Annotated in this window: 20 protein-coding genes and 1 tRNA gene; 7 read left to right on the top strand and 14 right to left on the bottom strand. The window is 62.3% G+C overall.

The genetic code is table 11. The features are described 5' to 3' along the window. Positions 1-41 precede the first annotated feature (41 nt). Both Tal182_RS02650 and Tal182_RS02655 read right to left on the bottom strand, forming a co-directional pair. Positions 42-950, bottom strand: coding sequence for an ABC transporter substrate-binding protein (locus Tal182_RS02650; protein WP_085860782.1), 909 nt, complete (start codon positions 948-950; stop codon positions 42-44). A gap of 185 nt (positions 951-1,135) precedes the next feature. Then, on the bottom strand, positions 1,136-1,402 hold the full coding sequence (locus tag Tal182_RS02655) for an acetyltransferase (protein WP_245344802.1): 267 nt from the start codon (positions 1,400-1,402) through the stop codon (positions 1,136-1,138). Between Tal182_RS02655 and Tal182_RS02660 the strand changes: the two genes are divergently transcribed. After that, positions 1,370-2,599 (top strand): LysR family transcriptional regulator, encoded by a 1,230-nt coding sequence (locus Tal182_RS02660; protein ID WP_085857982.1) that lies wholly within the window; start codon positions 1,370-1,372, stop codon positions 2,597-2,599. The two genes, Tal182_RS02655 and Tal182_RS02660, sit on opposite strands and share 33 nt — an antisense overlap. Next, positions 2,596-3,321 (top strand): copper homeostasis protein CutC, encoded by a 726-nt coding sequence (locus Tal182_RS02665; RefSeq protein WP_085857983.1) that lies wholly within the window; start codon positions 2,596-2,598, stop codon positions 3,319-3,321. The genes Tal182_RS02660 and Tal182_RS02665 overlap by 4 nt, the downstream gene beginning before the upstream one ends. 183 nt (positions 3,322-3,504) lie before the next feature. On the opposite strand, the gene Tal182_RS02670 is transcribed toward Tal182_RS02665, so the two are convergent. The 7 genes from Tal182_RS02670 to Tal182_RS02700 form a co-directional block, all read right to left on the bottom strand. After that, positions 3,505-4,524, bottom strand: coding sequence for a zinc-binding alcohol dehydrogenase family protein (locus Tal182_RS02670; RefSeq protein WP_085857984.1), 1,020 nt, complete (start codon positions 4,522-4,524; stop codon positions 3,505-3,507). Between the two features lie 63 nt (positions 4,525-4,587). Continuing rightward, positions 4,588-5,562: an ABC transporter permease gene (locus tag Tal182_RS02675; RefSeq protein ID WP_003570656.1), complete on the bottom strand. Its 975-nt coding sequence runs from the start codon at positions 5,560-5,562 to the stop codon at positions 4,588-4,590. Between the two features lie 75 nt (positions 5,563-5,637). Further along, positions 5,638-7,191, bottom strand: coding sequence for a sugar ABC transporter ATP-binding protein (locus Tal182_RS02680; RefSeq protein WP_064800530.1), 1,554 nt, complete (start codon positions 7,189-7,191; stop codon positions 5,638-5,640). A 104-nt stretch (positions 7,192-7,295) separates the two neighbouring features. Further along, positions 7,296-8,285 carry an ABC transporter substrate-binding protein gene (locus tag Tal182_RS02685; protein ID WP_064809504.1) on the bottom strand — a complete coding sequence of 330 codons (990 nt, stop codon included), beginning with the start codon at positions 8,283-8,285 and terminating at the stop codon, positions 7,296-7,298. 208 nt (positions 8,286-8,493) lie between these two features. Beyond that, positions 8,494-8,940: an RbsD/FucU domain-containing protein gene (locus tag Tal182_RS02690; protein WP_064809505.1), complete on the bottom strand. Its 447-nt coding sequence runs from the start codon at positions 8,938-8,940 to the stop codon at positions 8,494-8,496. Positions 8,941-8,950: 10 nt separating this feature from the next. Then, complete coding sequence (locus tag Tal182_RS02695) at positions 8,951-9,970, bottom strand: aldo/keto reductase (protein WP_085860783.1); 1,020 nt, start codon at positions 9,968-9,970, stop codon at positions 8,951-8,953. Positions 9,971-10,017: 47 nt separating this feature from the next. After that, on the bottom strand, positions 10,018-11,520 hold the full coding sequence (locus tag Tal182_RS02700) for an altronate dehydratase family protein (protein ID WP_085857985.1): 1,503 nt from the start codon (positions 11,518-11,520) through the stop codon (positions 10,018-10,020). Between the two features lie 237 nt (positions 11,521-11,757). Between Tal182_RS02700 and Tal182_RS02705 the strand changes: the two genes are divergently transcribed. Both Tal182_RS02705 and Tal182_RS02710 read left to right on the top strand, forming a co-directional pair. Then, a complete protein-coding gene (locus tag Tal182_RS02705; protein ID WP_085857986.1) occupies positions 11,758-12,657 on the top strand; it encodes a GntR family transcriptional regulator in 900 nt (299 codons plus the stop codon). 92 nt (positions 12,658-12,749) lie between these two features. Next, positions 12,750-14,699 (top strand): ABC transporter ATP-binding protein/permease, encoded by a 1,950-nt coding sequence (locus tag Tal182_RS02710; RefSeq protein WP_085857987.1) that lies wholly within the window; start codon positions 12,750-12,752, stop codon positions 14,697-14,699. A 225-nt stretch (positions 14,700-14,924) separates the two neighbouring features. Here Tal182_RS02710 and Tal182_RS02715 read toward each other — a convergent pair whose 3' ends face one another. Beyond that, positions 14,925-16,415, bottom strand: coding sequence for an MDR family MFS transporter (locus Tal182_RS02715; protein WP_085857988.1), 1,491 nt, complete (start codon positions 16,413-16,415; stop codon positions 14,925-14,927). Between the two features lie 228 nt (positions 16,416-16,643). Beyond that, complete coding sequence (locus Tal182_RS02720; protein WP_085860784.1) at positions 16,644-17,000, bottom strand: hypothetical protein; 357 nt, start codon at positions 16,998-17,000, stop codon at positions 16,644-16,646. A gap of 230 nt (positions 17,001-17,230) precedes the next feature. On the opposite strand from Tal182_RS02720, the gene Tal182_RS02725 reads away from it, so the two are divergent. Continuing rightward, complete coding sequence (locus Tal182_RS02725; RefSeq protein ID WP_085857989.1) at positions 17,231-18,367, top strand: acyltransferase; 1,137 nt, start codon at positions 17,231-17,233, stop codon at positions 18,365-18,367. Positions 18,368-19,208: 841 nt separating this feature from the next. Here the strand turns inward: Tal182_RS02725 and Tal182_RS02730 are convergent. Further along, positions 19,209-19,284 (bottom strand) — tRNA-Thr (locus Tal182_RS02730). Between the two features lie 118 nt (positions 19,285-19,402). After that, positions 19,403-20,362, bottom strand: a complete 960-nt coding sequence (locus Tal182_RS02735) for a nitronate monooxygenase family protein (RefSeq protein WP_085857990.1) — start codon at positions 20,360-20,362, stop codon at positions 19,403-19,405. Positions 20,363-20,648: 286 nt separating this feature from the next. On the opposite strand from Tal182_RS02735, the gene Tal182_RS02740 reads away from it, so the two are divergent. Beyond that, positions 20,649-21,845: a regulator gene (locus Tal182_RS02740; protein ID WP_085857991.1), complete on the top strand. Its 1,197-nt coding sequence runs from the start codon at positions 20,649-20,651 to the stop codon at positions 21,843-21,845. Positions 21,846-21,858: 13 nt separating this feature from the next. Here the strand turns inward: Tal182_RS02740 and ppk2 are convergent, their stop codons facing one another. Then, positions 21,859-22,740 carry a polyphosphate kinase 2 gene (gene ppk2, locus Tal182_RS02745; protein ID WP_085857992.1) on the bottom strand — a complete coding sequence of 294 codons (882 nt, stop codon included), beginning with the start codon at positions 22,738-22,740 and terminating at the stop codon, positions 21,859-21,861. A gap of 242 nt (positions 22,741-22,982) precedes the next feature. On the opposite strand from ppk2, the gene phoR reads away from it, so the two are divergent. Beyond that, on the top strand, positions 22,983-24,203 hold the full coding sequence (phoR, locus tag Tal182_RS02750) for a phosphate regulon sensor histidine kinase PhoR (protein ID WP_085860785.1): 1,221 nt from the start codon (positions 22,983-22,985) through the stop codon (positions 24,201-24,203). Positions 24,204-24,651: the final 448 nt, after the last annotated feature.

Below are 24,651 nucleotides of genomic sequence, written 5' to 3' on the forward strand. Positions count from 1 at the left end.
GAAAGGACGCTCCGCCCGCTGCCGGGCGGAGCGGGCGATGATTACTTCAGGAAGCCTTTTTCCTTGAGATAGGCCTCGGCGACGGATTTTGCCGGCTCGCCGTCGACCTGGATCTTGGCGTTGAGTTTGCGCAACTCGTCGGCGCTGAGGCTCTTGAAGATCGGCGAGAGGATCTCCTCGATCTTCGGATTGGCCTTCAGCACCGCTTCGCGGATGATCGGGGTCGGCGCATAGACCTGCTGCACGCCCTTGTCGTCTTCGAGAACGGTGAGTTCGGCCGCTTCGATCGCGCCGTCGGTGCCGTAGACCATGGCGGTGTTGACGCCGTTCGTCTGGTCGGCCGCGGCCTTGATCGTCGCCGCCGTGTCGCCGCCGGAGAGAACGACCATCTGATCGGGCTTCAGCTGGAAGCCGTAGGTCGTCTGGAAGGCGGGAAGCGCGCCAGCCGAATTGACGAATTCGGCGGATGCCGCAAGCTTGGCGGTGCCGCCGCCGGCAACCCATTTGCCGAATTCGGACATGGTCTTCAGCTTGTTCGGGCTGGCGACGTCGTTGCGCACGGCAAGCGCCCAGGTGTTATTGGCCGGCGACGGCGTCAGCCAGACGATCTTGTTGGCGTCGTAATCGAGCTTCTTCGCCAGCTCATATCCCTGGTCGTTGTTCTTCCAGGCCGCGTCGTCGGCCTTGTTGAAGAAGAAGCCGGCATTGCCGGTATATTCTGGATAAATATCGATTTCGCCTGCGGTGATCGCCTTGCGCACCACGGGTGTGGCGCCGAGCGCGATGCGGTCCCGCGTCTTGATGCCGTTTGCTTCGAGCGCCAGTGCGATGACGTTGCCGAGCAGCGTGCCTTCCGTATCGATTTTCGACGAGACGACGACGTCTGCGGCCTGAACCGCACCCGCCGCGAAGGCGGAGAGCGAGACGGCAAGTGCGAGTTTCTTCAGCATGAATATCCCCTGTTTTAACACCGTTGACGTGGCGCAAGCCCCCGGCGGGAGGCGTATGCGCAGGAAATCCGCCGGCGAAGGCGACAAGGCCGCCATCATGCCGGAATTGCGTGCGTCATGGAAATAGCGTGCACGTTCGAAAAATCGATGCAAGCCCCCTCCAGTATTTGCGCTCGCGCCCGAGATTATGGCGGCGAACGCGGCTCGGCGCGCGGAAAGGCATTCCCTTTTCCACGGTCGGCGCGATTTGTTTTTGTTCCCTTGCGTGTTTCCGCGATGGTTCCGGTGCTCTTCTGCGGATAACCGCCGCCCGGATCTTTATGACGGCGACGATAGCCCGGCTCTGTCGAGGCAGGGATATCTTTTTTCCCGAACACATCATATCGTCCGGTTTTTAAAGCGCTTTCCGGAGCCAGCCTTTGCATCTCGGCGCCCTGTTCATCATCCGTCACGTCCTGACCTCGGCGTCGGTCCGCGAGACCGCGCGTCGTTTCCAGTTGTCGCCCTCCACCGTGTCTGCGGCCATCCGCAATGCCGAGACCGAGCTGGCGATGAAGCTGACGGAACGCGCCTCCGGCGAGTTGGTGACGCTGATCGCAAGCGGCGGCGTGCTCGAAGGCCTGGAGCCGATCACGGTCGCGATCGGCGAACTCTGCCTATTCGCCGGCCAAGTCGGCGCCGGCGGGATCGATGAGGCCTGGGCCGCCCGCATTCCCGTCAAGATCGGCGCGATCGAGCGGTTCCTCGAAGTCGCCGACCAGGGCAGCATCAACCGCGCGGCTCGCCGCCTGCATCTCGGTCAGCCGCAGCTTTCGCTGCAGCTTGCCAATCTCGAAAAATTTCTCGGCCGCCGCCTGTTCGAGCGGCAGGCGCAGGGCTCGGTGCTGACGGAGGAGGGCAGGCGCGCTTACCAGATCTTCATGGCGATCAGCCAGGCATGGAATGATCTGAAATCGGCGGCCGACGAGCGCTACCGGCGCACCGCCCGGTCGCTGCGCATCGGCTCGATCATTCCGACCGGATCGGAAAGCTGGGTGGCGCGCTGCCTCGGCTTGTTGGTCTCCGAATGGAATGCGCGCCGCAACAACAATGCGATCTCGCTGGTCTCGATGACCGCCGACGATCTGCGCGAGGCGCTGAAGAGCGGCCGCATCGATGTGGCGATTCTGGATTCGGTCTTCGGCCTGGATGACTTCCGCCACCGCGAATTGCTGCGAACCGAGATGGTGGTGATCGCACCGCCGCAAAGCACGCAAACCTCGGTTGCCGATCTCGTTGCCGCGCATGCGATCTGCATGCCGAGCCCGCGCACTGGCCTCGGCCATGCGGCCATGACCTTCAGCGACGAGCGGGCGCCCGACCGGCGCTTGCGCAGCCGCGATATCACCGCGGCGGATTCGCTGCCCGTGATCGTCGATCTCGTCGCCAATCACGGCTACGTCTCCTTTCTCGGCCGGGTCAGCGCCGTGCCGATCGCCGACAAGGTACGCATCGTCGATCTCGACGAGCATCTGCCGATGTCCTATCACGTCGCCTTCAACCATCGCAAAGCCGCCGCCGATGCCTGCGCCGTCATCATCGAAGCGGCGGCGAGGATTACGTCGGAATCTGTCGCGCAAACCAATAGCGTTAGGGAGAGCGCAGCATGACGATTTTACTTGAGGTCTGCGTCGACAGCGCCGAAGGCCTTGCTGCCGCAATCGAGGGCGGCGCCGGCCGCATCGAACTCTGCTCGGCGCTGGAGCTCGGCGGCCTGACGCCGCTGTCGAGCCTGATGAAGATCGCCGCCCGCGCACCCATCCCAATCTATGCGATGATCCGCCCGCATGCCGGCCTCTTCATCTTCGGCAGGACGGACGAAGAAGCGATGATGCTCGATATCGATTCCGTGCGCGCCGCAGGCCTCGCCGGTGTCGTCATCGGCGCCAACCGGCCGGACGGCACGCTCGACCTGCCGTTGGTCCGCCGCCTGAAGGCGCATGCATCAGGCCTCGGCTCGACGCTGCACCGGGCTTTCGATCTGGTGCCGGATGCCGACCAGGCGCTGGAGCAGGCGGTCGAGCTCGGCTTTGAGCGCATCCTGACCTCCGGCTGCGCGCTGAAGGCCGCAGACGGGATCGAAACGCTGAAACGCCTCTCGGCCAAAGCGGCCGGCCGCATCTCCATCATGCCCGGCAGCGGCATCCGCCCGGCCAATGCCGGGGCGATCTTGCAGGCGACCGGCGCCCGCGAGGTGCATGGATCCTGCAGCTCACCGGTCGAAAGCGCCGACCCCCGTGCGGTTGCCTTCGGTTTCGAGGCGAAGAGTACGAATAAGACGGATGTTGCGGTGGTCAGGGAGATGCGCAGAGTGATTGCGGCTGCGGGTTAGCGGCTGCTGGTGACGCGAACGCCTGGGGAAGAAGGGGATGCCGCGACCTCTCGAATCCCTCTTCTCCCCGAAGGGAGAAGAGATTTGCGGCAGCCTCTCTGTTCCTCGCTCACTTCTCGCAGGGGAAATTCGCGGGGTCGGAAGAACGGGTCGAGACCACTGGCTCGACCCCCGGCAATTCCTCTAACCCCCAACCCGGATCACCGCCTTGATCAGCCCGCTCTTCTCATGCGCCCAGCGGGCGAGATCGCGTGGCGCATCGGCAAGCGTCGTGCGATGGGTGATCAGCTTGTCCACCGGCACCAGGCCCTTGGCGATCGAATCCGCCACATGTTCGAAATCGGCGCGGGTGGCGTTGCGGCTGCCGATCAGCATCATTTCGCGCTTGTGGAATTCCGGGTCGGAGAAGCGGATATCGTCCTTGACGACGCTGACCAGCACCAGTGCGCCGCCATGGGCGACGAAGGAGAAGGCTTTCTCCATCGACGGGCCGTAACCGGTCGCGTCGAAGACCACGTCGAAACCGTCGCCATCGGTTTTTTCCCGCACGACATCTGCGGTTTTCGCATCGGCGACGATGCCTGAGGTAAAACCAAACCGTTCCGCGGCCATCTGCAGCCGTTCGGCACTGGTATCGAGCAGCGTCACCTCGTGACCGGCAATGCGCGAAAAGATCGCCGCGCCGAGGCCGATCGGGCCGGCGCCGATGACGAGTGCGCGCTGGCCGGCGCCGGCCAGCGAGCGGCGCACCGCATGCGCGCCGATCGCCAGAAATTCCGTGGTCGCCGCCGCCTCCAGGCTGAGGCCCCTGGCGGGATAGAGATTGCCTGCCGGAACAGAGATCTCTTCGCAGAAGGCGCCGTCGGTATGGACGCCGAGCACCTTGATGTTGGTGCAGCAATTCGGCTTGCCCTTGATGCAGGCGACACATTGGCCGCAGGAGAGATAGGGGTTGACGATAACAGGTGTGCCGGCCGCAAGCGTTACGCCGTCACCGGCTTCGATGACGGTCGCCGAGATCTCGTGCCCCATCACCCGGGGATATTCGAGGAAAGGGTGTTTGCCCTCGAAGATATGATAATCCGTGCCGCAGATGCCGACATGGCTGACGGCGAGCCGCACCCAGCCGGGCGCCGGTGCGGCGGGAGATGGCCGCTCGACGATCTCGAGCACGCCGGGCTCACGACAAACAACTGCTTTCATGACAGGTCTCGCATTCCTGGAAATTGAAGAAGCCGGCCTGTCCGACCGGCTTCGCTGTGTTTCTCAATTGCTCTTGCGGCGGCGCAACTGGTCGAAGAACACGATCACGATGATCAACAGACCGGTGATGATGCGCTGCCAGAAGGAATTGACGTTCAGAAGGTTGGCGCCGTTGTTGATGGTGGCGAGAATGAAGGCGCCGATCAACGGGCCGTGCACGGAGCCGACCGCCCCGAACAGGCTGGTGCCGCCGATAACGGAGGAGGCGATCGCCTGCAGTTCCCAGCCGTCGGCCTGTGTCGCATTGCCGATTGCGATGCGCGAGGCGAGCAGCACGCCGACGAAGGCGGCAAAGCCGGCCGAGAGGATATAGGCGAGATAGATCATGCCCTTGACGTTGACGCCGGAAAGGCGCGCCGCTTCCGCATTCGAGCCGACCGCGAAGAGATAGCGGCCCCAGCGGCTCAAATGCAGGAAGACGAAGGAAGGCACCGCCACCAGGATGACCATCCAGAACAGGCTCGGAATGCTGAGGAAATCGGCCCGCGCGAAATTGCTGAAACTCTCGTCGGTGATGCTGATCGTCGAGCCGTTGGTGATCAGCAGGCCGATGCCGCGCAGCGACGTCAGCGTTGCCAGCGTGATGATGAACGGCGGCAGGCCCATATGCACGATGCCGAAGCCGTGGAAGGCGCCGATCGCCACACCGATGGCGAGCGTCAGCACGATAGCGCCCCAGAGCGGCACGCCGGCCTGCAGGAGCCAGGCGATGATGACGGTGCAGAAGCCGACGATGGCGCCGACCGACAGATCGATGCCGGCGGTGATAATGACGAAGGTCTGGCCGAGCGCCAGAATCGCCGTCATCGCCCCCTGACGCAGCAGGTTCGAGATGTTGAGCGGCGTCCAGAAGCTCGGGGTGACCAGCCCAAGCACGACCCAGAGGAAGATCAAGAGCCCGATCAGCGTCAGGCCGAACAGGATGTTCATTTTCCGGCGCGGCGGCGGCGCGACGATTTCGGTGGGGGTGGCAGTCATGAATTTTCTCCCTCTTAGAGCCTTTCCGTTTTTTTCCGAACCGCGGAAATGCTCTATCTCTTTGTTGTCTCGTGCTCAGACGCCGATCGCTTCGCTGAGCACTTCTTCATGCGTCGCCGCGTGATAATCATGGCTGGCGACGATCCTGCCGCCGCGGAAGACGTGCAGCCGGTCGGCCAATTCGTAGACCTCGGGCAGATAGGAGGAGATCAGGATGATGCCGGCGCCCTCCTTCAGAAGCTTGGCGAACAGCCGGTAGATCTCAGCCTTGGTGCCGACGTCGACGCCGACCGTGGGTTCGTCGAAGATGAACAGCCTGGCGCCGTGGCTTAGCCACTTGCCAATGACGATCTTCTGCTGGTTACCGCCCGACATGCTGGAGGCCGGAACGCGCCGGCTCGGCGTCTTGATGCTGAGATTGCGGATCTGATTGTCGGCATTCGCCGATTCCCGCGCATGGTTGATGACCGGCCCGTGGCTGAGGCGCCCGAAGACCGGCAGGTTGATATTGAGGCCGATCGACTGATTGAGGCAGAGCCCCTGGTCGCGCCGGCTTTCCGGCGCCAGAGCAATGCCGAGCTCCATCGCGGTGCGTTCGTTCCGGATGTCGACGCGCTTGCCCATCCAGTGGATTTCGCCGGCGCTTGTCGGCTGGCGCCCATAAAGGCCGAGCGCAAATTCGCTACGTCCGGCACCGATCAGGCCATAGAGGCCGACGATCTGTCCTGATTTGACGCTGAGCGACACGTCCTCGAAGCCCGGACCCGAAAGCCCTTTGACCTCGACGATCGTCTCGCCGAAGGCGATCTCTTCCTTATGGTAGATCTGCTCGATCGAGCGGTTGATCATCAAAGCGATCAGCTCGGCATCGTTGGTCTCGCCGATCAGCCGGGTGCCGACATGCGTGCCGTCGCGCAGCACCGAGACACGGTCGGCCAGTTCGAAGACCTCCTCCATGCGATGGCTGATATAGACGATCGTGACGCCTTCGCCCTGCAGGCGGCGGATCAGCTTGAAAAGCTGCGCCGATTCCTGGCGGGTGAGATAGGCGGTGGGTTCGTCGAAGATCAGGAACTGCGTGCCGCGCATCGCCGCGCGCGCCGTTGCCACCAGCTGCTGCTGGCCGATCGTCAGCGAACTGAGAAGCGCGCCGGCCGGCAGGCCGAAGCCGAGATCGTCGAGCACGGCCTGGCCCATCTTCTCCATCTGCTTCTTGCGCATCAGGCCGTAGCGGTTGACCTCGTCGCCGAGGAAGAGATTGGCGGCGACTGTCAGGTGTGGGCAGAGCACCACTTCCTGGTGGACGGCGTTGATGCCGCGGGCGATCGCCTCGTTCGGCGTCGACAGCCCCACCGGGTGACCGCACCACAACACCTCGCCGGCCGTGCGGGTGATGACGCCGGTGAGCAATTTGATCAGGGTAGATTTGCCGGCGCCGTTTTCGCCGACGATGGCGTGGATCTCTCCCGCCAGGAAGGTCAGCGTCGCCGGTTTCAGCGCCTGCACATGACCGTAATTCTTCTGCAGGCCTTTGAGTTCGAGGATAGGCGACCCGGTGGGAATGCGATTGGCTTCTTTCAGCGTGGCGCTGTCATCATGGCGATGACTGACCTCTTCCAGTCCGATCATGGACCTCTCCTCCTCTTGTCGTCTCTCGCTCCATCCCGGGTGAATCATACCATGGATGAAAAAAGCCGCGCCGGTTTTTGACCCGGCGCGGCCATCTTGTTCTATTACTTGATCTTCGGGTTCAGCAGCGCATCGATCTTCGGATCGGCCATATTAGCCTTGGTCACGAGGTTAGCGCCGGTATCAACATTTTCCGGAACCTTCTCGCCCTTGGAGACGGCAAGCGCGGTCTTGATGCCGTCATAGCCCATGCGATAGGGGTCCTGAACGACGAGGCCGGCAATGGCGCCATCCTTGAGGAAGCCGACCGTCTTGTCGTCGCTGTCGAAGCCGATCACCTTGATCTTGTCGCCGAGCTTGTTTTCGGCGATCGCCTGGCCAACGCCCTGCGCCAGGATGAGGTTCGAGGCGAAGACGCCGACGAGCTTCGGGTTGGCGGTGATCAGGTCAGTCATCATGTTGAGGCCGGTCGTCGCCTGGCCGTCGCCATACTTGTCGGCGATGACCTTCAGGCCGGGATGCTTGGTCTTGATCTGATCCAGGAAGCCTTCGCGGCGCTGCTCCAGCGAGCCGACGCCGGGAAGATTGGTCAGGATGACGATGTCGCCTTCTTCCTTGCCGGTCATCTCCTTGATGGCAGCGGCAAGGCCGTCGGCGGCGATGCGGCCGCCCTGGACGTTGTCGGTCGTCAGGAACGACTTGAACGCCTTGGAGTCGGCGCCCGAATCGATGCCGATGATCGGAACCGACTTGGCGGCTTCATCGATCGGCTTGCCGAGCGCCTTGAATTCGGTCGGCGAAATGACGATGGCGGCCGGCTTGCCGGCGACGGCGTTCTCGAGAATGCTGATCTGGCCGTTGATGTCGGATTCTGCCTGGGCGCCGAGTTCCGGCACGTTGACGCCGAGATCCTTGCCCGCCTTGCGAGCGCCGGCCAGAACGATCTGCCAGTAGAAGGACGTCGTGTCCTTGACGATGATCGGGATCGTCACATCGGCGGCAAAGGACGTGACCGGCATCGCCGTGGCGATGACGGCGGCACCCGCGAGCGCGGTAAAGGCGCGACGCGACAGAATGGATTTCACGATGCTCATAAGGGTTCTCCTCTCAGGATGCGTTCTCCTCCAATAAACCGGACCGCTGAACGCTGGCGGAGGGTTTTTATCGATAAAAAACATTTGCAGGCAGAAGCTAGCCGAGGAGCAATCAAATTGCAAGAGCGTCAATTGCGCTTTTTTGCTCCGAAAAACTCCTCCCAAGCATCTGATTTCATTTCAATACAACGATAGCCTAAAATAGCTATCAGGTGAAATCGACCTCATGCGGATGCACGACGCCCTTTTTCAAAATCAAGTTGCCGTACAGCCGGAATTCGGTGGTCGCGACGATGTAGGCAGCCTTGCGCGCCATCGCATAAAAGGCGAAGCGCTCGACCGGGACAATCGAAAAATCGCCGGCGCGCTTCGAAACGATCTGCTGGAACTCGGCGCAGACTTCGGGCACGGCCTGCGGGTCGCCGACCACCTCCATCCGCCATGCCGTTTCCGGCACGAAGGTGTCGAGCGGCATATGTGTCAGGATAGCTTCGGCCATCGCTGTGGCGCTGACGCCGTCGGCGCGGATGACCGGCGGGCCCATCGAGCCCGCGGGGAAATTGGCGTCTGCGATAACGATGTCGTCGCCATGCCCCATCGTCTTCAGGGCATGGAGCAGGTCGGGACCGAGCAGCGGATGAATACCCCTCAGCATAGTTGTCTCCTCAGACTCGGACCGCTTCGGCGCCGAGCGGCGGCGCGGTGAGCGTATAGGGCTCGAATTCGGTAAAGATGCCCTCTGCAAGCGGCGGCTCGACGATTTCCATGTTGCGGGTCAGGCTCGACGGCTTGGCGGTGCCGATCAGCACCGAGGCGACGAGGGGATCGCGCAGCGGAAACTGCATGGCGGCGGCCGCGAGCGGCACGCCGTGACGCTTGGCGATCGCCTCCATGGCGCCGACCTTGGCAAGCACGTCCGCATCGGCCGGCATATAGTCGAAATGCGAGCCCGGCACCGGACCGGTGGCGAGAATGCCGGAGTTGAAGACGCCGCCGACCACGAGCGAGGTGCCCTTCTGCCGGCAGAGCGGCAGGAGTTCCTCCACTGCGGAGCGGTCGAGCAGCGTGTAGCGGCCGGCAAGCAGAATGCAGTCGAGATCGGCATGGCGCATGACGTCGAGGCAGACGGGCACTTCGTTGACGCCGAGGCCGAAGGCGGAGATCGCCCCGGAAGACTTCAGCTCTTCCAACGCCTTCACGCCGGAATCGAGCAGCTGCTTCTGATAGACCGCGTTCTTTGCCGCCCCATGCGTATAGACGCCGATATCGTGCACATAGAGAATATCGATGCGGTTGAGGCCGAGACGGGCATAGCTGAACTCGACCGAGCGCATGATGCCGTCATAGGAATAGTCGTAATCGGCATCGAAGGAGAGCGGATTGACATAGCTGTAATCCGGCACAGTCCCCGTCGGCACCGGCCGAAGCAGCCGGCCGACCTTGGTGGACAGCACGTAAGCGCCGTCCGGCTGGTCGCGCAGGAAATCGCCGACGCGTCGTTCGGCAAGGCCGAGGCCGTACCAGGGAGCGACGTCGAAATAGCGGATGCCACTGTCCCAGGCGGCTTGCAGCGTTTCCATCGCCTGCTCGCGCGGGCAATCGCGGTAGAGACCACCCAGTGGAGCTGCGCCGTAGCTGATTTCGGTCACCTCAAGCCCGGTCTTGCCGATCCGTCTCGTCTTCATCATGCCCCCTCGGGAATTGCATAAAAACAAAAGCTTAGCATCGCAATCTAGAGCGTTGCGCCGAGATGCCAAGGCACGAATTCGTTATCGCCGTAACCGAAGATCTCGCTCTTGGTCTTCTTGCCGGAGGCCGTGTCGACGATCAGATCGAAGATTTCGCGGCCCTTGCCGCTGATCGTCGCATCACCCGTCGCGATCGTGCCGCAATCGATGTCCATATCCTCCTCCATCGAGGCGTAGAGAGCCGAATTGCTCGAAAGCTTCAGCGACGGCGCCGGCCGGCAGCCGAAGCAGCTGCCGCGCCCTGTTGTAAAGGCGATCATGTTCGCCCCGCCGGCCACCTGGCCGGTCGCAGAGACCGGGTCATAGCCGGGGGTATCCATGAAGACCAGGCCGGCGGCTGTCACCCTCTCGGCATAACCGTAAACCGCCGTCAGCGGCGAGCGGCCACCCTTGGCAACCGCGCCGAGCGACTTTTCCAGGATGGTGGTGAGACCGCCGCGCTTGTTGCCGGGCGACGGGTTGTTGTCGAGCGAGGCGCCGTGCAGGGCGACATAGTCTTCCCACCAGGCGATTTTCTCGTCGAGCTTTCTCGCCACCTCGTCGCTGACGGCGCGGCTGCGCAGCAGATGTTCGGCACCATAGATTTCCGAGGTCTCCGACAGGATCGCCGTGCCGCCGGCCGCCGCCAGGAGATCGGCGGCGACGCCGAGCGCCGGATTGGCGGTGATGCCGGAAAAGCCGTCCGAACCGCCGCATTGCAGTCCGATGATGATCTCGCCGATCGAGATCGGCACCCGCTTCTCCTTGCCGACATCGGCGGCGATCTCGCGCAGCACGCCCATGGCGCGCTCGACCGCACGGCGCGAACCGCCGGCGTCCTGGATGTTGAAATGCCGTTTCGAGGCGCCCGCACCACTCTGGCCGTAAAGCGTCAGCTGGTTGACCTCGCAGCCGAGGCCGATCATCAGCACGCCGCCGAAATTGACATGTCTGGTATAGCCGGCAAGCGTGCGGTGCAGCACATTCATGCCGTCGCCGGTGGAGCTCATGCCGCAGCCTTGGTCATGCACGATCGGCACGAAGCCATCGATGCCGTCATAATGCGGCAGGATCGTCCGGTTCGCCTCGTCGGCGATCGCCCGGCAGACGGTGGTGGAACAGTTCACGCTGGCGATGATGCCGATATAGTTGCGCGTCGCCGCCCGCCCGTCGGCGCGGCGATAGCCCATGAAGGTGCGCGCCTTGTCTTCGGCCGTCGCCGTCTCCGGCGCCGAATTGGCGGTGGCGGCCAGCCGGTCGTTTTCGAAATGCAGATTATGGCTGTGCACATGGTCCCCGGCCTTGACCTCGGCGGTGGTGCGGCCGATCGCCTGTCCGTATTTCACCACGGCGGAGCCGAGCGGAATATCGGCGATCGCCACCTTGTGGCCCGGCTCGATCTTCTGGCGGGCTGCAATGCCGGCAACCGTCGAGCCCTCGGCGATGGCGGCCGTTGCGACCGCGACATTGTCGCCGGCCGACAGGATGATCCAAGGCTGTTTGTCCAATCTCTTCTCCCTGAAGGAAACGCTCGCTGCATCGGCGAATGCGATTGATTTTGTTTTTTATCTACAATAAACATTTTCAAGTCAACGGGAATATTGATCCTGTGGACGAGGGAGGCAATGCGCCGCAGACGATCGGAAATACGCTAATGGTTTTTTCAACAAGCTCCGGTCGGGCGCCGTTTCGCTGTTGAAGCGTGAACGGAAATCCCGGCACGCGGGCGGAAAGCGGGGGATCTGATGGCAAGGCAGAATACGGTCTTCAAGGAAGCCTACAACAGGTATGCCGCGGCCCTGCGCACGGATACCTCGTTGCCGTCGGAACCGGAGATCGCCGCCCAGCTCGGCGTCAGCCGTTCCACCGCGCGCGCCATCCTCACCCGCCTCAGCGACGAAGGCATCATCCGCTGGAACAAACGTCAGAAGATCGTGCTGCGCGAGCCCACCGACCGCGACCTCTTTCCCTCCGAAGAGACGGATTCGCTGCATGACATCATCGAGCGCAGCTTCATGCGGCGCATCCTTGCCGACGATGCCGCGCCCGGCATGCAGATCAATGAGCTGGAGCTTGCCCGCGAGATCGGCACCGGCACGACGAGCGTGCGCGAATTTCTGATCCGCTTCTCCCGCTTCGGACTGATTGAAAAGCGGCCGAACAGCCATTGGACGCTGAAGGGTTTTACGCGCGAATTCGCGCTCGAGCTTGCCGATGTCCGCGAAATGTTCGAGCTGCATTCGGCTGCCGAGTTCGGCCGGCTTCCCAAGGACAATCAAGCGTGGATCGATCTTGCCGCCATGCGCGAGGAGCATCTTTCCATGCTTGCCGACATCAACCAGCGTTTCAAGGACTTCTCCGTCCTCGACGAGCGCTTCCACCTGCTGATCCACCGCGCTTCGAAGAACCGCTTCATCGCCGATTTCTACGACGCGATCGCTATCATCTTCCACTATCACTACCAGTGGAACAAGACCGCCGCCCGCGAGCGCAACGAGCGCGCCATCCACGAACATCTGGATTATATCGCCGCACTGGAATCCGGCGACCAGGCAGCGATCGGCAAAGCCTGCCGCGTCCACCTGCGCTCCGCTCGCCAGACCCTGCTGCAGTCTCTGCCGCAGACTATGAGCGACAACGCCTGAGCCGCCTATGTCGGCAGACGTCATCTTCATGCGCGCGCCACGTCGGCGCCGGTGCCATGAAACCTTCTGATTTGTAAGCCGTTATCGTGCTTATGACCGACGTTAAAATCAAACCGAAATCGGTCGACGGCACCGAGCAGGGCGGTGCCGAGAAGTCGCGCCAGGAGAAGGTATCGACTGTCGAGGTCGCGCCGCCGCCAGATGTCATCGAACCAAGTCAGAAGCTCACGCCCGAGGAGGCCGAGCAGGCGCGCAAGCGATATTTACTGAGGCGTTTCTGGATCAGCGCCCGCCGTTACTGGGGCCGCAGCGGCGACAGGTTTGCCTGGCCGTGCTCGATCGGTCTGTTGATGATGATCTGCATGAATGTCGGCTTCCAGTATGGGATCAATCGCTGGAACCGCGGTATCTTCGACGCTATAGAGCGACACGACGCCGGCACCGTCTATTATCTCAGCGCCGTCTTCGTGCCGCTTGTGCTCGGAAGCGTCGCGCTTGTCACCGCGCAAGTCTATGTTCGCATGATGATCCAGCGCCGCTGGCGCTCCTGGCTGACGAAGGCGGTGATCACGCGCTGGCTGGCCAACGGTCGTTATTATCAGCTGAACCTCATCGGCGGCGACCACAAGAATCCTGAGGCGCGCCTCTCGGAGGATTTGCGGATCGCCACCGAAGCGCCGGTCGATTTCATCGCCGGCGTCATCGCCGCCTTTCTGTCGGCCTCGACCTTCATCGTCGTGCTGTGGACGATCGGCGGAGCGCTCACGCTGCCGGTCGCCGGGTCGACCATCACCATCCCCGGTTTTCTCGTCGTCACCGCGGTTCTCTATGCCGTGATCACCTCAACCGTGATCGCGGTCATCGGCCGCCATTTCGTCCAGGTCTCGGAGGTCAAGAACCAGGTGGAGGCCGAGCTTCGCTACACGTTGACCCGTGTGCGCGAAAACGGCGAGAGCATCGCCCTGCTCGGCGGCGAGGAAGAGGAGCGTAGCGACCTCGACAAGACATTTTCCAATGTGCTGAAGCAATGGGCGCTGCTTGCGCGCCAGCACATGCGAACGACCTTCGTTTCGCACGGGTCGATGCTGATTGCTCCTGTTGTGCCGCTCCTGCTATGCGCGCCGAAATTTCTCGCCGGCGGCATGACGCTTGGCGAGGTCATGCAGGCTGCCTCCGCCTTCGCCATCGTTCAGACGGCGTTCGGATGGCTGGTCGACAACTACCCGCGTCTTGCCGACTGGAACGCCTGCGCGCGACGCGTCGCCTCGCTGATGATGTCGCTCGACGGACTCGAGCGCGCCGAACAGAGCGACGCCCTGGGACGCATCAGGCACGGTGAAACCAAGGACAATACAATCCTGAATTTGAACGATCTCGCGGTGTCTCTCGATGACGGCACCGCGGTGGTCAAGGAAACCCAGGTCGAGATCGCGCCGGGCGAGCGGGTGCTGGTGGCAGGCGAATCCGGCTCGGGCAAGAGCACGCTGGTGCGCGCCATCGCCGGTCTTTGGCCCTGGGGTCACGGCAGCGTCGATTTCCACGGTGACCGGCGCTTGTTCATGTTGCCGCAGCGGCCCTATATCCCCTCCGGCACGCTTCGCCGCGCAGTGGCTTACCCCCGCGCCGCCGACAGCTGGACGCCGGAGGAAATCAAGGCCGCCCTTGCCAAGGTGGGGCTGGATTATCTGAGCGAGAAGATCGAGGAAGAGGCGCCATGGGACCAGATCCTGTCGGGCGGCGAAAAGCAGCGGCTCGCCTTCGCACGGCTGCTGCTGCATACCCCCGATATCATCGTGCTCGACGAAGCGACCTCGGCACTCGACGAGAAGAGCCAGGACAGGATGATGGAGATGGTGATCGACGAATTGCCGGCGGCGACCATCATCAGCGTGGCACATCGCGCCGAACTTGAAGCCTTCCACAGCCGCAAGATCACCTTGGAACGGCGCGAGGGCGGCGCCAAGCTCGTCAGCGATATCGATCTCGTCCCGCGCAAGGGAAGACGAAACTTGATCCTGCGCGTTTTGGACAACCGCCGCTAAGGCGATCCCACGAAAGGCGCGAAGCGGCTTTTCCGTAGGTGCTTGGATACCCGCGACGTCATCCTCGGCCTTGTGCCGAGGATCTGCACGCGTCCAATTAAGTATCTGAAAATAAATGAGTCATGCCAAGCAATTGCGGTGCTCAGATGCTCGGCACAAGGCCGAGCATGACGGAGGAGACGTTGTCAACAAACTGCCAGGCGCTTCCCCTGAGGAGCAACCTTATCAATGCGAGGCCGCCTCGCTTGCCACCGCCGGCTCTTCGCGCGTCTGGCGGTGGCCGACCGGGATCAGCCAGGTGGTGAAGAAGGTCAGCACAGCGACGACGACCACGCCCCAGAAGCTCCAGTGCAGCGCCGCGTCGAAGATGCTGCGGATCGCCGGATCGGCGGCGAGGGCCGAGAGCCCGGTCGGCTGGTTCAGCGCCTTATGAAGGGCTGCCGCCGTTTCGCCGCTCGCATAATGGCCGATGCCGGCATTGAGAATGGCGCCGAGCACGGTGGCGCCGAGCGTATTGCCGAGGCTGCGGGCGAAGATGATCGAGGCCGTCGCGCTGCCGCGCATCGACCATTCGACGCTGTCCTGCACCAGCACGATGCTCGTCAGGCTGATCAGGCCCATGCCGAAGCCCATGAAAAAGGAGCCGGCGCCGGCAAGAACCGGCGAGCTTTCAGGCGTCAGGAACAACAGGAAGCAGGCGCCGAACGGAAACATCAGGCTGCCGACGCGCAGCGTGCGGCGAATGCCGAAGGCCCGGTAAAAGCGGCTGGAGAGCATCACCGCCAGGGGCCAGCCGACGATGAGCATGGTCAGCGTGAAGCCGGCGACAACAGGCGAACGCCCGAGCACGCCCTGCACGTAGATCGGCAGGATGGTGGAAAGCCCGATCAGCGCCATGCCGGCAAGCAGGGTGGCGGCATTGCTGGTCGCGATCAGCCGGCGGCTCCAGAGGGCGATAGAAATGATCGGCTCCGGCGCCCGCCTCTCCTGGGCGAGGAAGAACAACCCCGAGACCACGAAGACGGCGAAAAGCGACAGCAGGATCCAGGCGCTCGCATCGGTTTCCGTCAGCATGATGAGCAGGGCGACGATCGAAATCGAAAACAGCACCGATCCGAGGTAATCGATCCTCGCCTGTTTATGCGCAACGTCCTCCTTCAGGAAGATCATGAAGGCGATGATCGAGACGATGCCGATCGGCAGGTTGATCCAGAAGATCCAGGCCCAGGAGAAGGTGTCGACGATGATGCCGCCGGCAAGCGGCCCGACCACGGCCGAGGTCGCCCAGACGGTCGCCATCGCCCCCTGCACGCGGCCGCGTTCCTCGAGCTTGAAGAGATCGCCGATGATCGTCATCGTCACCGGCTGGATGGCGCCCGCACCGAGCCCCTGCAGCAGCCGGAACAGCACCAGCGACATCATCGACCAGGCAAAGCCGCAGAGCAAAGAGCCGGCGAGGAAGATCAGGATGCCGCCGATCAATACCGGCTTGCGTCCGAAAATATCCGAAAGCTTGCCGTAGATGACCGTCGTCGTCGATTGCGCCAGCAGGAAGGCCGAAAACACCCAGCTGTAATAGGAAAAGCCGCCGAGCTGCCCGACGATGCGCGGCATTGCGGTCGCCACGATCGTCGCCTCGATGGCAACCATGAATGTCGCCACCATGATGGTCGCGACGACAAGCACGCGGTTCGAGCGATGCGCTGCATTCGACATGACGGTCCTCTTCGGGTGCTCCGCGGACGCCGGAGATATCGGCAGGCTGGCTGGGTGTGGCGATTGCCATGTGCGGAGGGATGCTGCCTTGTACGACCGGAACGCCGGCCGGTAAAGCAATTCTCATTGGCGGCTGTCATTTTGCGCGACGTCACCGGCGGCAGTTGAAATGAAAGCTCGGCGCCATCACGGCCGGGCCTTCATTCTGTCGGCAGGGGGCGCCATTTCTCACCGCTGGCATGCCTCGCTCATCGAACTGCTGCCGTCGGTGCAGCCCGGGGTCTGCTGGAGATCCGGATTGACGCCGCCCGGATTGATCGTGCCGCGGCCGCTGTTGAGATCGACGCCGCCATTGCCGGTGGTGCTGCCTGTCGTGCCGGGATCGGTGCCGATGGAACCGCTGCCGGTCGACCCCGTACCGACGGAGCCGCTACCAGTTGAACCCGAGCCTGTATTGCCCGAGCCGCCGATAATGGGCGCCACCGAAAGCCGCCCGCTGGAATTCGCCCCACCGGCTGTCTGGGCCAGAGCCGAGCCGGCAAGACCGATCGAAAGGAGGGATATTGCGATGAGTTTGCAGGACATGGTCTTCTCCATCCTTATTGTCTCAAGGGAGAAACCTGCTCGGGAGCGGCATGTTCCGTCCGATATTTCGCAGTCGAAAGGACGCGGCGGACAGCCTGACGCCACCCGGCCTGCATCGACTGTCGACCCGCACAAGTTGTGCCGCAGCGCATTAAAATCCGCTCGACACTATCCGGTTGCCGTCGAAGATGCTAACCCTGCCCGCGGATACGAATGGATAGAGGTATCTCATGGACGCGATGAAAGGCGGCAGACGCATCGAATGTCTGGATGGTTTGCGTGGTTTGGCGGCGCTATGGGTGCTGATCGGCCATGCGCACATCCTGACGGGATTCAAGGTGCCGATTATCGGAGATCCGGAGCTCGGGGTCGACCTGTTCATCATGCTCTCCGGCTTCCTGATGGTGTTTCACTATCAGCGGCGGAAGGGCAGGGAGCCATGGGAGAGCCCGCAAACATGGGCGGTCTTCTGGGCGCGTCGCTTCTTCCGCATCGCACCGCTCTATTACGTCATGCTGGTGGTTGCGCTCATCGCCGGGTCCGAGATCTATCAGGCAAGGATGGTCATCGATGCGTTCAACGGCAATCCGGCGCAAGCCGCATCCCGCTATCTGGACGATAGCCTGACCAATTACCTGATGCATCTCTCCTTCCTGTTCGGCTTGTCCCCGGCTCACGCCTTCCGTACGGCGCTGCCCGATTGGAGCATCGGCCTGGAAATGCAGTTCTATGCGGCTTTGCCCTTCATCATGATCGTTCTCGGGCGGCTGGGCTGGCTGAAGGGCATGCTCGTCACCGTCGGCCTGGCGGTCATTGCCGCCTGGGTGGTCCATCATCTGGGCTTTCGCTTCCCGATGCCGTCGTTTCTGCCGATGAAAATGCACATCTTCGCCGCCGGCATGCTGCTGGCGGGCGCATTGTGGATGTCGCAGGGCAGAGCTTACCTCGCTTTCGCGATTTCGGCTCTGCTGGTCCTCATCCCTCTCGGCGGCGACGTGACTGTGCTGCACGAAACTGTGCGCGTGGGGATCGTGGTGCTGTTCTTTGTCCTGGTGCACGCGGATCGTTTCCCGGGTTCCGCCGGCGATTATTCGCGCTCGGTCAATTCGGTGCTCGGCAACACCTTCTTCCGAAACCTCGGGGAACTTTCGTTCGGGGCCTATCTCATTCACCTGCTCATCATGCAGCCGGTGATCGCCTGGCTGATCGGCAATACCGACCTCAGCAATCCCGCTCGCTGGCTGGTGACGCTGATCGTCACCATCCCCGCCGTCTATGTCTTGTCCTTCATGGGCTACAAGTTCATCGAGCTGCCCGGTCAGTCGGTCGGCAGGCGCCTGACGCAACAGAGGCAGGTGGCGACATAGAGCCGCAGCGGATGGGCTCCTCCAGCCGCTACCTCATCGAGTCTCTGGGCCTACTTCGCCATTGTTTCGTCCGTTACTTCTTGAGCCGTCTTGGCGCACGGGCGCGTCAACCCTATTGATCGGCGAGTTTGCTATTTCGCTCGCCACAAGCGGCTTCAGCACTCTTTCGGCTTGTTGGATCGACGCCAGCGCCGACGCCAACCATAGATCACGCAGAGGCCATTTATTGCGGTGTTTTCGGCGAAGCACCTCGGCGAAGTGAGGGCTGCAAAGAAACTCCGCAAGTGACAAAGCACCTTTGGATCGGTTGCATCCCAAGCAGGCCGGAATCGTGAGGCCGCCGCTTCCGTGCACCTTCGGTACAACATGATCACGGGTCGCCTTGGTGTCGGGAAGCGGTCGGCCTGGCCCGAACCTGCGTCGCATCGGGATGCCGCAATAAGCGCACCAGTGGCGACGATCATCCTGCCACCAGTTCCCAAGTTCTCTTTGCAGTAAAGCGGCCGCCTCGCTTATTGCCCTCATGTTGTGATTTAAGCATAGAAGGTTGGAAGAGTCGATTCGCTAAGTGGTCTTCTTCTAGAGTTCTATGATTCATAAGTAGAGCGGGCGGAGGAAGATGAGTCGATAGTCTCCTGCTTTTTATAGCTATGCTTAGGTAAAACTAGAAGCGTATTACTATGGCTCCTCCTACAGTTCAGCATGGCACGCACCTGCTTCAGCTGGGTCCGCGGATGGGGAACAAAGCCGCGACTTGAGAATGCGGAAAGGGCTCTGCAAAGAAATGTCTCACCGGAATGTCCCGCCAAGCCGGGATAAAGTCTTTGATTTTGAAGAAAAATGGTGCCGCTTACGTGACTCGAACACGTGACCCCATCATTACGAATGATGTGCTCTACCGACTGAGCTAAAGCGGCATTTGGCGGCCGAAGCGTGCGGCCTGCGATTTGCATGGCGCTGATACAGGCATTGTCTGAAGATTTCAAGCACCCTGTCATGCCTTTGGCAAAAAAGAGGGCAGGGTGTGGAAGACCCTCAGAGCGCGAGCCGCGTGCGGGCGGCCTTGTATTCGGCCTCCAGCCGGTCGACGACATTGGCCACCGGCTCCACCGCCTTGACGGCGCCGATGCCCTGGCCGCTGCCCCATATGTCCTTCCAGGCCTTGGCGCCGCCGGTGGCTTGCTCGAAATCCATCTTCGAGGGGTCGGCGACGGGCAGGTTGTCGGGGTCCATGCCGGCGGCGACGATCGAGGGCTTGAGATAGTTGCCGTGCACGCCGGTGAAATAGTTGGAGTAGACGATGTCGCTAGCGGCACCGTCGACGATCGCCTGCTTGTAGGCGGGCGCGGCGCGCGCTTCCTCTGTTGCGATGAAGGGCGAGCCGATATAGGCCATGTCGGCGCCCATGGCTTCGGCGGCCAGGATGGCGCCGCCGGTCGCGATCGCGCCGGCAAGCAGCAGCGGCCCTTCGAACCATTCGCGGATTTCCTGGACGAGCGCGAAGGGCGACAGCGTGCCGGCATGGCCGCCGGCGCCCGAGGCCACCGCAATCAGCCCGTCCGCGCCCTTGCGGATCGCCGAATGGGCGTGGCGGTTATTGATAATGTCGTGCAGCACGATGCCGCCATAGGAATGCACGGCGGCGTTGACCTCCGGCACGGCGCCGAGCGAGGAGATGACGATCGGCACCTTGTATTTGACGCAGAGCGAGAGGTCGTGCTCCAGCCGCTTGTTCGACATGTGGACGATCTGGTTGACGGCAAAGGGCGCGGCCTGACTTTCCGGATGGGCGGCGTCGTGGCGGGCGAGTTCCTCGGTGATCTCGGCCAGCCATTCGTCAAGCTGGCTTTCCGGTCGGGCGTTCAGCGCCGGAAAGGCGCCGATGACGCCCGCCTTGCATTGCGCCAGCGTCAGCGCCGGATGCGAGATGATGAAGAGCGGCGAGCCGATCACCGGCAGTCTGAGTTTGTCCTTGAGGATCGGGGGCAGGGCCATAGTTCACCGCTCGCATTGACGTTTACGAAAACGTCAATCTCATAACAGAGAAGAAAAGCCGATAAAAGAGCAGCCGCCATGCCTTCGTCGATTTCAACCCGATATATCAGCTGCGCATGAATAAAAGGGCAAGGCCCGGAAGCCGTGAAAGCTGGCGATTATCGCCGCCGATCAACGGCTAACGGGGCTGCAAGGCTTGCGGTTTGCCGCGCTTGCCGCTACCGAATTTTGATAGAGAACGGCAGGGACGGCAGTTCGATGCCGGGTTCGAAGTGAAGGACTTGACGTGAGCGGATTAGAAACGGCCATCAGAACAGCGCTCGAAAATGCCGATCGCGACAATCCGGAGGTTCGAGCGAGGATCTACCAATCGGCCCGCCAGGCGCTGGAAGCCGGCCTGCGCAAGCAGGATATCACCGATGCCGAGGCCGTCGCCCATCATCGCCATCGTCTGGAAACCACCATCCACGCCATCGAAAGCGAGGAGCGAGACCGTCTTCACCCTCGCCAGAGACCGCCGGAAGTGCCGGTGCCGCCTGTCGTCGATATGCCGCCGCCGGCTCACCGAGGGGATGTGGCCGATATCGACAGCCTGATCGACAGCCCGGTGGCGGTCGGCGAAATCCGTGCTCCCGAAGTGATCATGCACCGCAGCGACGAGTCGAGGCTCGACGATGTGCATGCGAGCACTGCCGATCATCTCTCCGCCGCCCCGGTTGGCGACGAGCGGCTGCAGCGCGGCCAGCGCGCCGCCAACATGGATTTCCGTCCGGAGCGGGCCGCCGGCCGCCGCAAGCCGCGCAAGTTCTTTTCGAGGCTTCTCGTGTGGTGCGTGCTGCTCGCCTTCATCGGCATCGGCGCCTGGTGGGCCTATACGTCGGGCCTGCTCCTGACGGCGGTCGAGCGCGACACCAGCGTCGCCAATCCGCCGGCCAGCACCCAGCCGGAGGATTTCACCGGCAACGACGACAGCGCCGGCAATGCCGCCACCCATACCGATCAGCCGGTGACCATCGATCCGCAGAACAGCTTTTCGTCCGATTGGATCCCGGTGTTCAAGCCCGATGAAGCCGACAAGATCACAAGCGGCCCGCGGGCCCGCACCGAAAACATCACCGAGAATGACGGCCCCGCCGTGCGCCTGATTTCCGAAAGCGGTGCGGCTGACGGCAATATTTCGGTCAGTGTTCCCGCCTCTGTGCTGCAGCAGCTTGCCGGCAAATCCTCGACCATCGCGCTGACGCTGCAATCGACCACCGACGAGCCGACGCAGGTGACAGTCGAATGCGATTTCCAGTCGCTGGGCAATTGCGCCCGCCATCGCTTCAGCGTCACGCGCGAGAAGTCGGATGCGCTGCTGCAGGTGAAGTTCGACCGCTCGCTCGCCCCGAATTCGCCGGGCACCCTTGTGATCAACAGCGATCTCGACGGCAAGGCGCGCGGCATCAACCTCTTCGCCATCCGCATCCTGCCGGGGCAGTGACGCGGCAGGCGATCTATTTCAGGAAGCCGGGGCCCGAGCCGATGATCTCCTTATCGATGGCGCCGAGCGCCGCCTCGTCCTTGCCGTCATAATCCATCCGGTTGAGCATGTGACGGATGAGCTGCAGCCTTGCACGCCGCTTGTCGTTGGCGCGAATGACGGTCCATGGCGCGAAATCCGTATGGGTTTCCTTCAGCATGCGGTCGCGCTTTTCGCTGTAATCGCCCCATTTCGCCAGCGCCGCGATGTCCATCGACGACAGCTTCCAGACTTTCAGCGGATCGTGCCTGCGATCGTGGAAACGCTTGAGCTGCATCTCGCGGCCGATATCGAGATAGAATTTGAAGAAGAAGATCCCCTCATGGGCAATGATCTTTTCGAGCTGCGGCGCCTGTTTGAGGAAGCCTTCATATTGCTGCGGCGTGCAGAAACCCATGACCGGCTCGACGCCGGCGCGGTTGTACCAGGAACGGTCGAACAGCACGAATTCGCCTGCGGTCGGGAACTGTGCGACATAACGCTGGAAATACCATTGCCCCTGCTCGCGCTCGGTCGGCTTGGCGAGCGCGACGACGCGGGCAAGGCGCGGGTTCATATGTGCGGAGGAGGCCGAGATCGCGCCGCCCTTGCCTGCCGCGTCGCGCCCCTCGAACAGCGCCATCACCCGCTTGCCGGTCGCCTGCAGCCAGAACTGCACCTTGACGAGTTCGACCTGCAGTTTTGTGAGCTGCTCCAGATAATCCTCCTCGTTGAGTTTCTTCTTGTAGGGAAATTCGCCGGATTCCAGCGCGTGGTCGTCCACCCAGTCCGGCAGGACCGGATCGTCGACGTCGAAGATGCGCTTCTTGCCGCGGATATCGAGCTCCACGGCCCTGCTTTCGACAGCCTCGCCCATATGCTCCTCCTGCGCTGGTGGTCCTCTGGCCGCAGGCGAACATATTTGCCGTTGAAAATCAAATCTTTCGCTTTTGGTCGGTAATTTTTCTTGAAGCTTGTGCTGCAGTCTTTCGCTTGAGCGGCGCCAGCCGAAAACTTCTGTCATGAATTGCCGCTATCAGGCAGAGTTCAATATAAAGAAAAACGAATCGACGCCGCGAGGCCCAGTTGCAAGACGAAACCCCCTGGAGAAAAAGCCTGCTGGCGCGCATCCGGCGTGAACGGCCGGTACTGCTTGCGGCCATCCTCAGCGCGCTAGCCGCCCTTGCCGCCGGGATGAACAAGTGGGTCGTGCTCGTTCTCCTGCTCGTCATGATCTTGACCGCGCTGTTCAATGAGGCGCCGGTCCTCAAGGCGGAACCCGTCGAACCGGTGGAGGCGGGGCCGGAAACGCCGCCGAGCCGCCTGCCTGAGATTTCCGCCACGCTCGCCGGCCTCGATATTCCCGTCATGGTGCTGTCGGACGACGCTTCGGTGCTGTTCCAGAACCGCGCCGCCGAAAAGGCCTTCGGCGAGGTGGCGATCGGGGCACATATATCGGCCCGGCTGCGCTCGCCCGGCGTGCTCGACATGGTGCGCGAAACCATCGCCACCAATGCGCCGAACCAGATCGAGCATGCCGAGCGGCTGCCGTCCGAGCGCGTCTATATCGTCCGCAGCGCGCCTGTCGAATTCCGGGCCGACGGAGAGCCGGAGCGGTTTTTCATCCTGTCCTTCCGCGATATATCGGAGGTCCGCCGCATCGACCGCATGCGCTCGGATTTCGTCGCCAATGCCAGCCATGAGCTGCGCACGCCGCTTGCCTCGCTGCGCGGCTTCATCGAGACCATCCAGGGGCCAGCGAAGAACGATCAGAAGGCGCAGGCGCAGTTCCTCGGCATCATGCTTGATCAGGCCACCCGCATGAGCCGGCTGGTCGACGACCTCTTGTCGCTCTCCCGCCTGGAGCTGAAATCGCACATCGCGCCGGATGAAAAGGTCGATCTGGTGCCGCTGCTCGGCCATGTCCGCGACTCGCTGGTGCCGCTGGCCAGAGATGTCGGCGTCGACATCAACCTGCATCTGCCCGATGGCAAGGTCGAGGTGCTGGGAGACCGCGACGAGCTTGTCCAGGTTTTCGAGAACCTGATGGAGAATGCCTGCAAATACGGCCAGGAAGGCAAGATCGTCGACGTCTGGCTGAAGAACGGCGCCGGCGGGCCGGTGGAGGTCAGCATCGTTGACAAGGGGCCGGGCATTCCGGCCGAGCACGTGCCGCGTCTGACGGAACGCTTCTATCGCGTCAGCATCGAGGACAGCCGCTCGAAGAAAGGCACCGGCCTCGGCCTTGCCATCGTCAAACATATCCTGACCCGCCACCGCGCCCGGCTGATCGTCAAGTCCGAAGTCGGCAAGGGCACCGATTTTACGGTGCGGTTCTGACGTGTCCTGTGCGAGGTCTGCGAGGAGCGGAGAGGTTGCGGCATGTCCCTTCTCCCCAGCGGGGAGAAGGTGGCCCGAAGGGTCGGATGAGGGGGCCACACGGACATCCTTAAGTAATTCCCCTTTCAGCAAGCGGATGGTCTAAACCCGCATGAGGACGTTGGAAAGACCTGAGTTGCTGGCCCCCTCATCCGCCCTACGGGCACCTTCTCCCCGAGGGGAGAAGAGGGGGTCGAGAGGTAGCGGCACGTGCCCTTTCGCCCGTTTGCGGGCCTCCGGCAACCGATGGGCCGCTTATGAAAAATTTTGCAATGCCAGGTCGAGTGTGCGGTCCAAACTTTGCCGCCCGCCGACGTGATTGGCTGAGTGTTGCGTAATTTATCATTTAAAACAATAACTTAACCTGTCACAAATGTTTCACCGATTTGACATAAAAGGACGGTGCTTA

The organism is Rhizobium sp. TAL182 (genome assembly GCF_002117725.1).
Classification (GTDB): domain Bacteria; phylum Pseudomonadota; class Alphaproteobacteria; order Rhizobiales; family Rhizobiaceae; genus Rhizobium; species Rhizobium esperanzae.

Bases quoted from the DNA above. Each gene is read 5' to 3' on its own strand.
- Tal182_RS02650 (WP_085860782.1), bottom strand. From the start codon at position 950: ATGCTGAAGAAACTCGCACTTGCCGTCTCGCTCTCCGCCTTCGCGGCG.
- Tal182_RS02665 (WP_085857983.1), top strand. From the start codon at position 2,596: ATGACGATTTTACTTGAGGTCTGCGTCGACAGCGCCGAAGGCCTTGCT.
- Tal182_RS02670 (WP_085857984.1), bottom strand. From the start codon at position 4,524: ATGAAAGCAGTTGTTTGTCGTGAGCCCGGCGTGCTCGAGATCGTCGAG.
- Tal182_RS02675 (WP_003570656.1), bottom strand. From the start codon at position 5,562: ATGACTGCCACCCCCACCGAAATCGTCGCGCCGCCGCCGCGCCGGAAA.
- Tal182_RS02680 (WP_064800530.1), bottom strand. From the start codon at position 7,191: ATGATCGGACTGGAAGAGGTCAGTCATCGCCATGATGACAGCGCCACG.
- Tal182_RS02685 (WP_064809504.1), bottom strand. From the start codon at position 8,285: ATGAGCATCGTGAAATCCATTCTGTCGCGTCGCGCCTTTACCGCGCTC.
- Tal182_RS02690 (WP_064809505.1), bottom strand. From the start codon at position 8,940: ATGCTGAGGGGTATTCATCCGCTGCTCGGTCCCGACCTGCTCCATGCC.
- Tal182_RS02695 (WP_085860783.1), bottom strand. From the start codon at position 9,970: ATGAAGACGAGACGGATCGGCAAGACCGGGCTTGAGGTGACCGAAATC.
- Tal182_RS02705 (WP_085857986.1), top strand. From the start codon at position 11,758: ATGGCAAGGCAGAATACGGTCTTCAAGGAAGCCTACAACAGGTATGCC.
- Tal182_RS02710 (WP_085857987.1), top strand. From the start codon at position 12,750: ATGACCGACGTTAAAATCAAACCGAAATCGGTCGACGGCACCGAGCAG.
- Tal182_RS02715 (WP_085857988.1), bottom strand. From the start codon at position 16,415: ATGTCGAATGCAGCGCATCGCTCGAACCGCGTGCTTGTCGTCGCGACC.
- Tal182_RS02720 (WP_085860784.1), bottom strand. From the start codon at position 17,000: ATGTCCTGCAAACTCATCGCAATATCCCTCCTTTCGATCGGTCTTGCC.
- Tal182_RS02725 (WP_085857989.1), top strand. From the start codon at position 17,231: ATGGACGCGATGAAAGGCGGCAGACGCATCGAATGTCTGGATGGTTTG.
- Tal182_RS02735 (WP_085857990.1), bottom strand. From the start codon at position 20,362: ATGGCCCTGCCCCCGATCCTCAAGGACAAACTCAGACTGCCGGTGATC.
- ppk2 (WP_085857992.1), bottom strand. From the start codon at position 22,740: ATGGGCGAGGCTGTCGAAAGCAGGGCCGTGGAGCTCGATATCCGCGGC.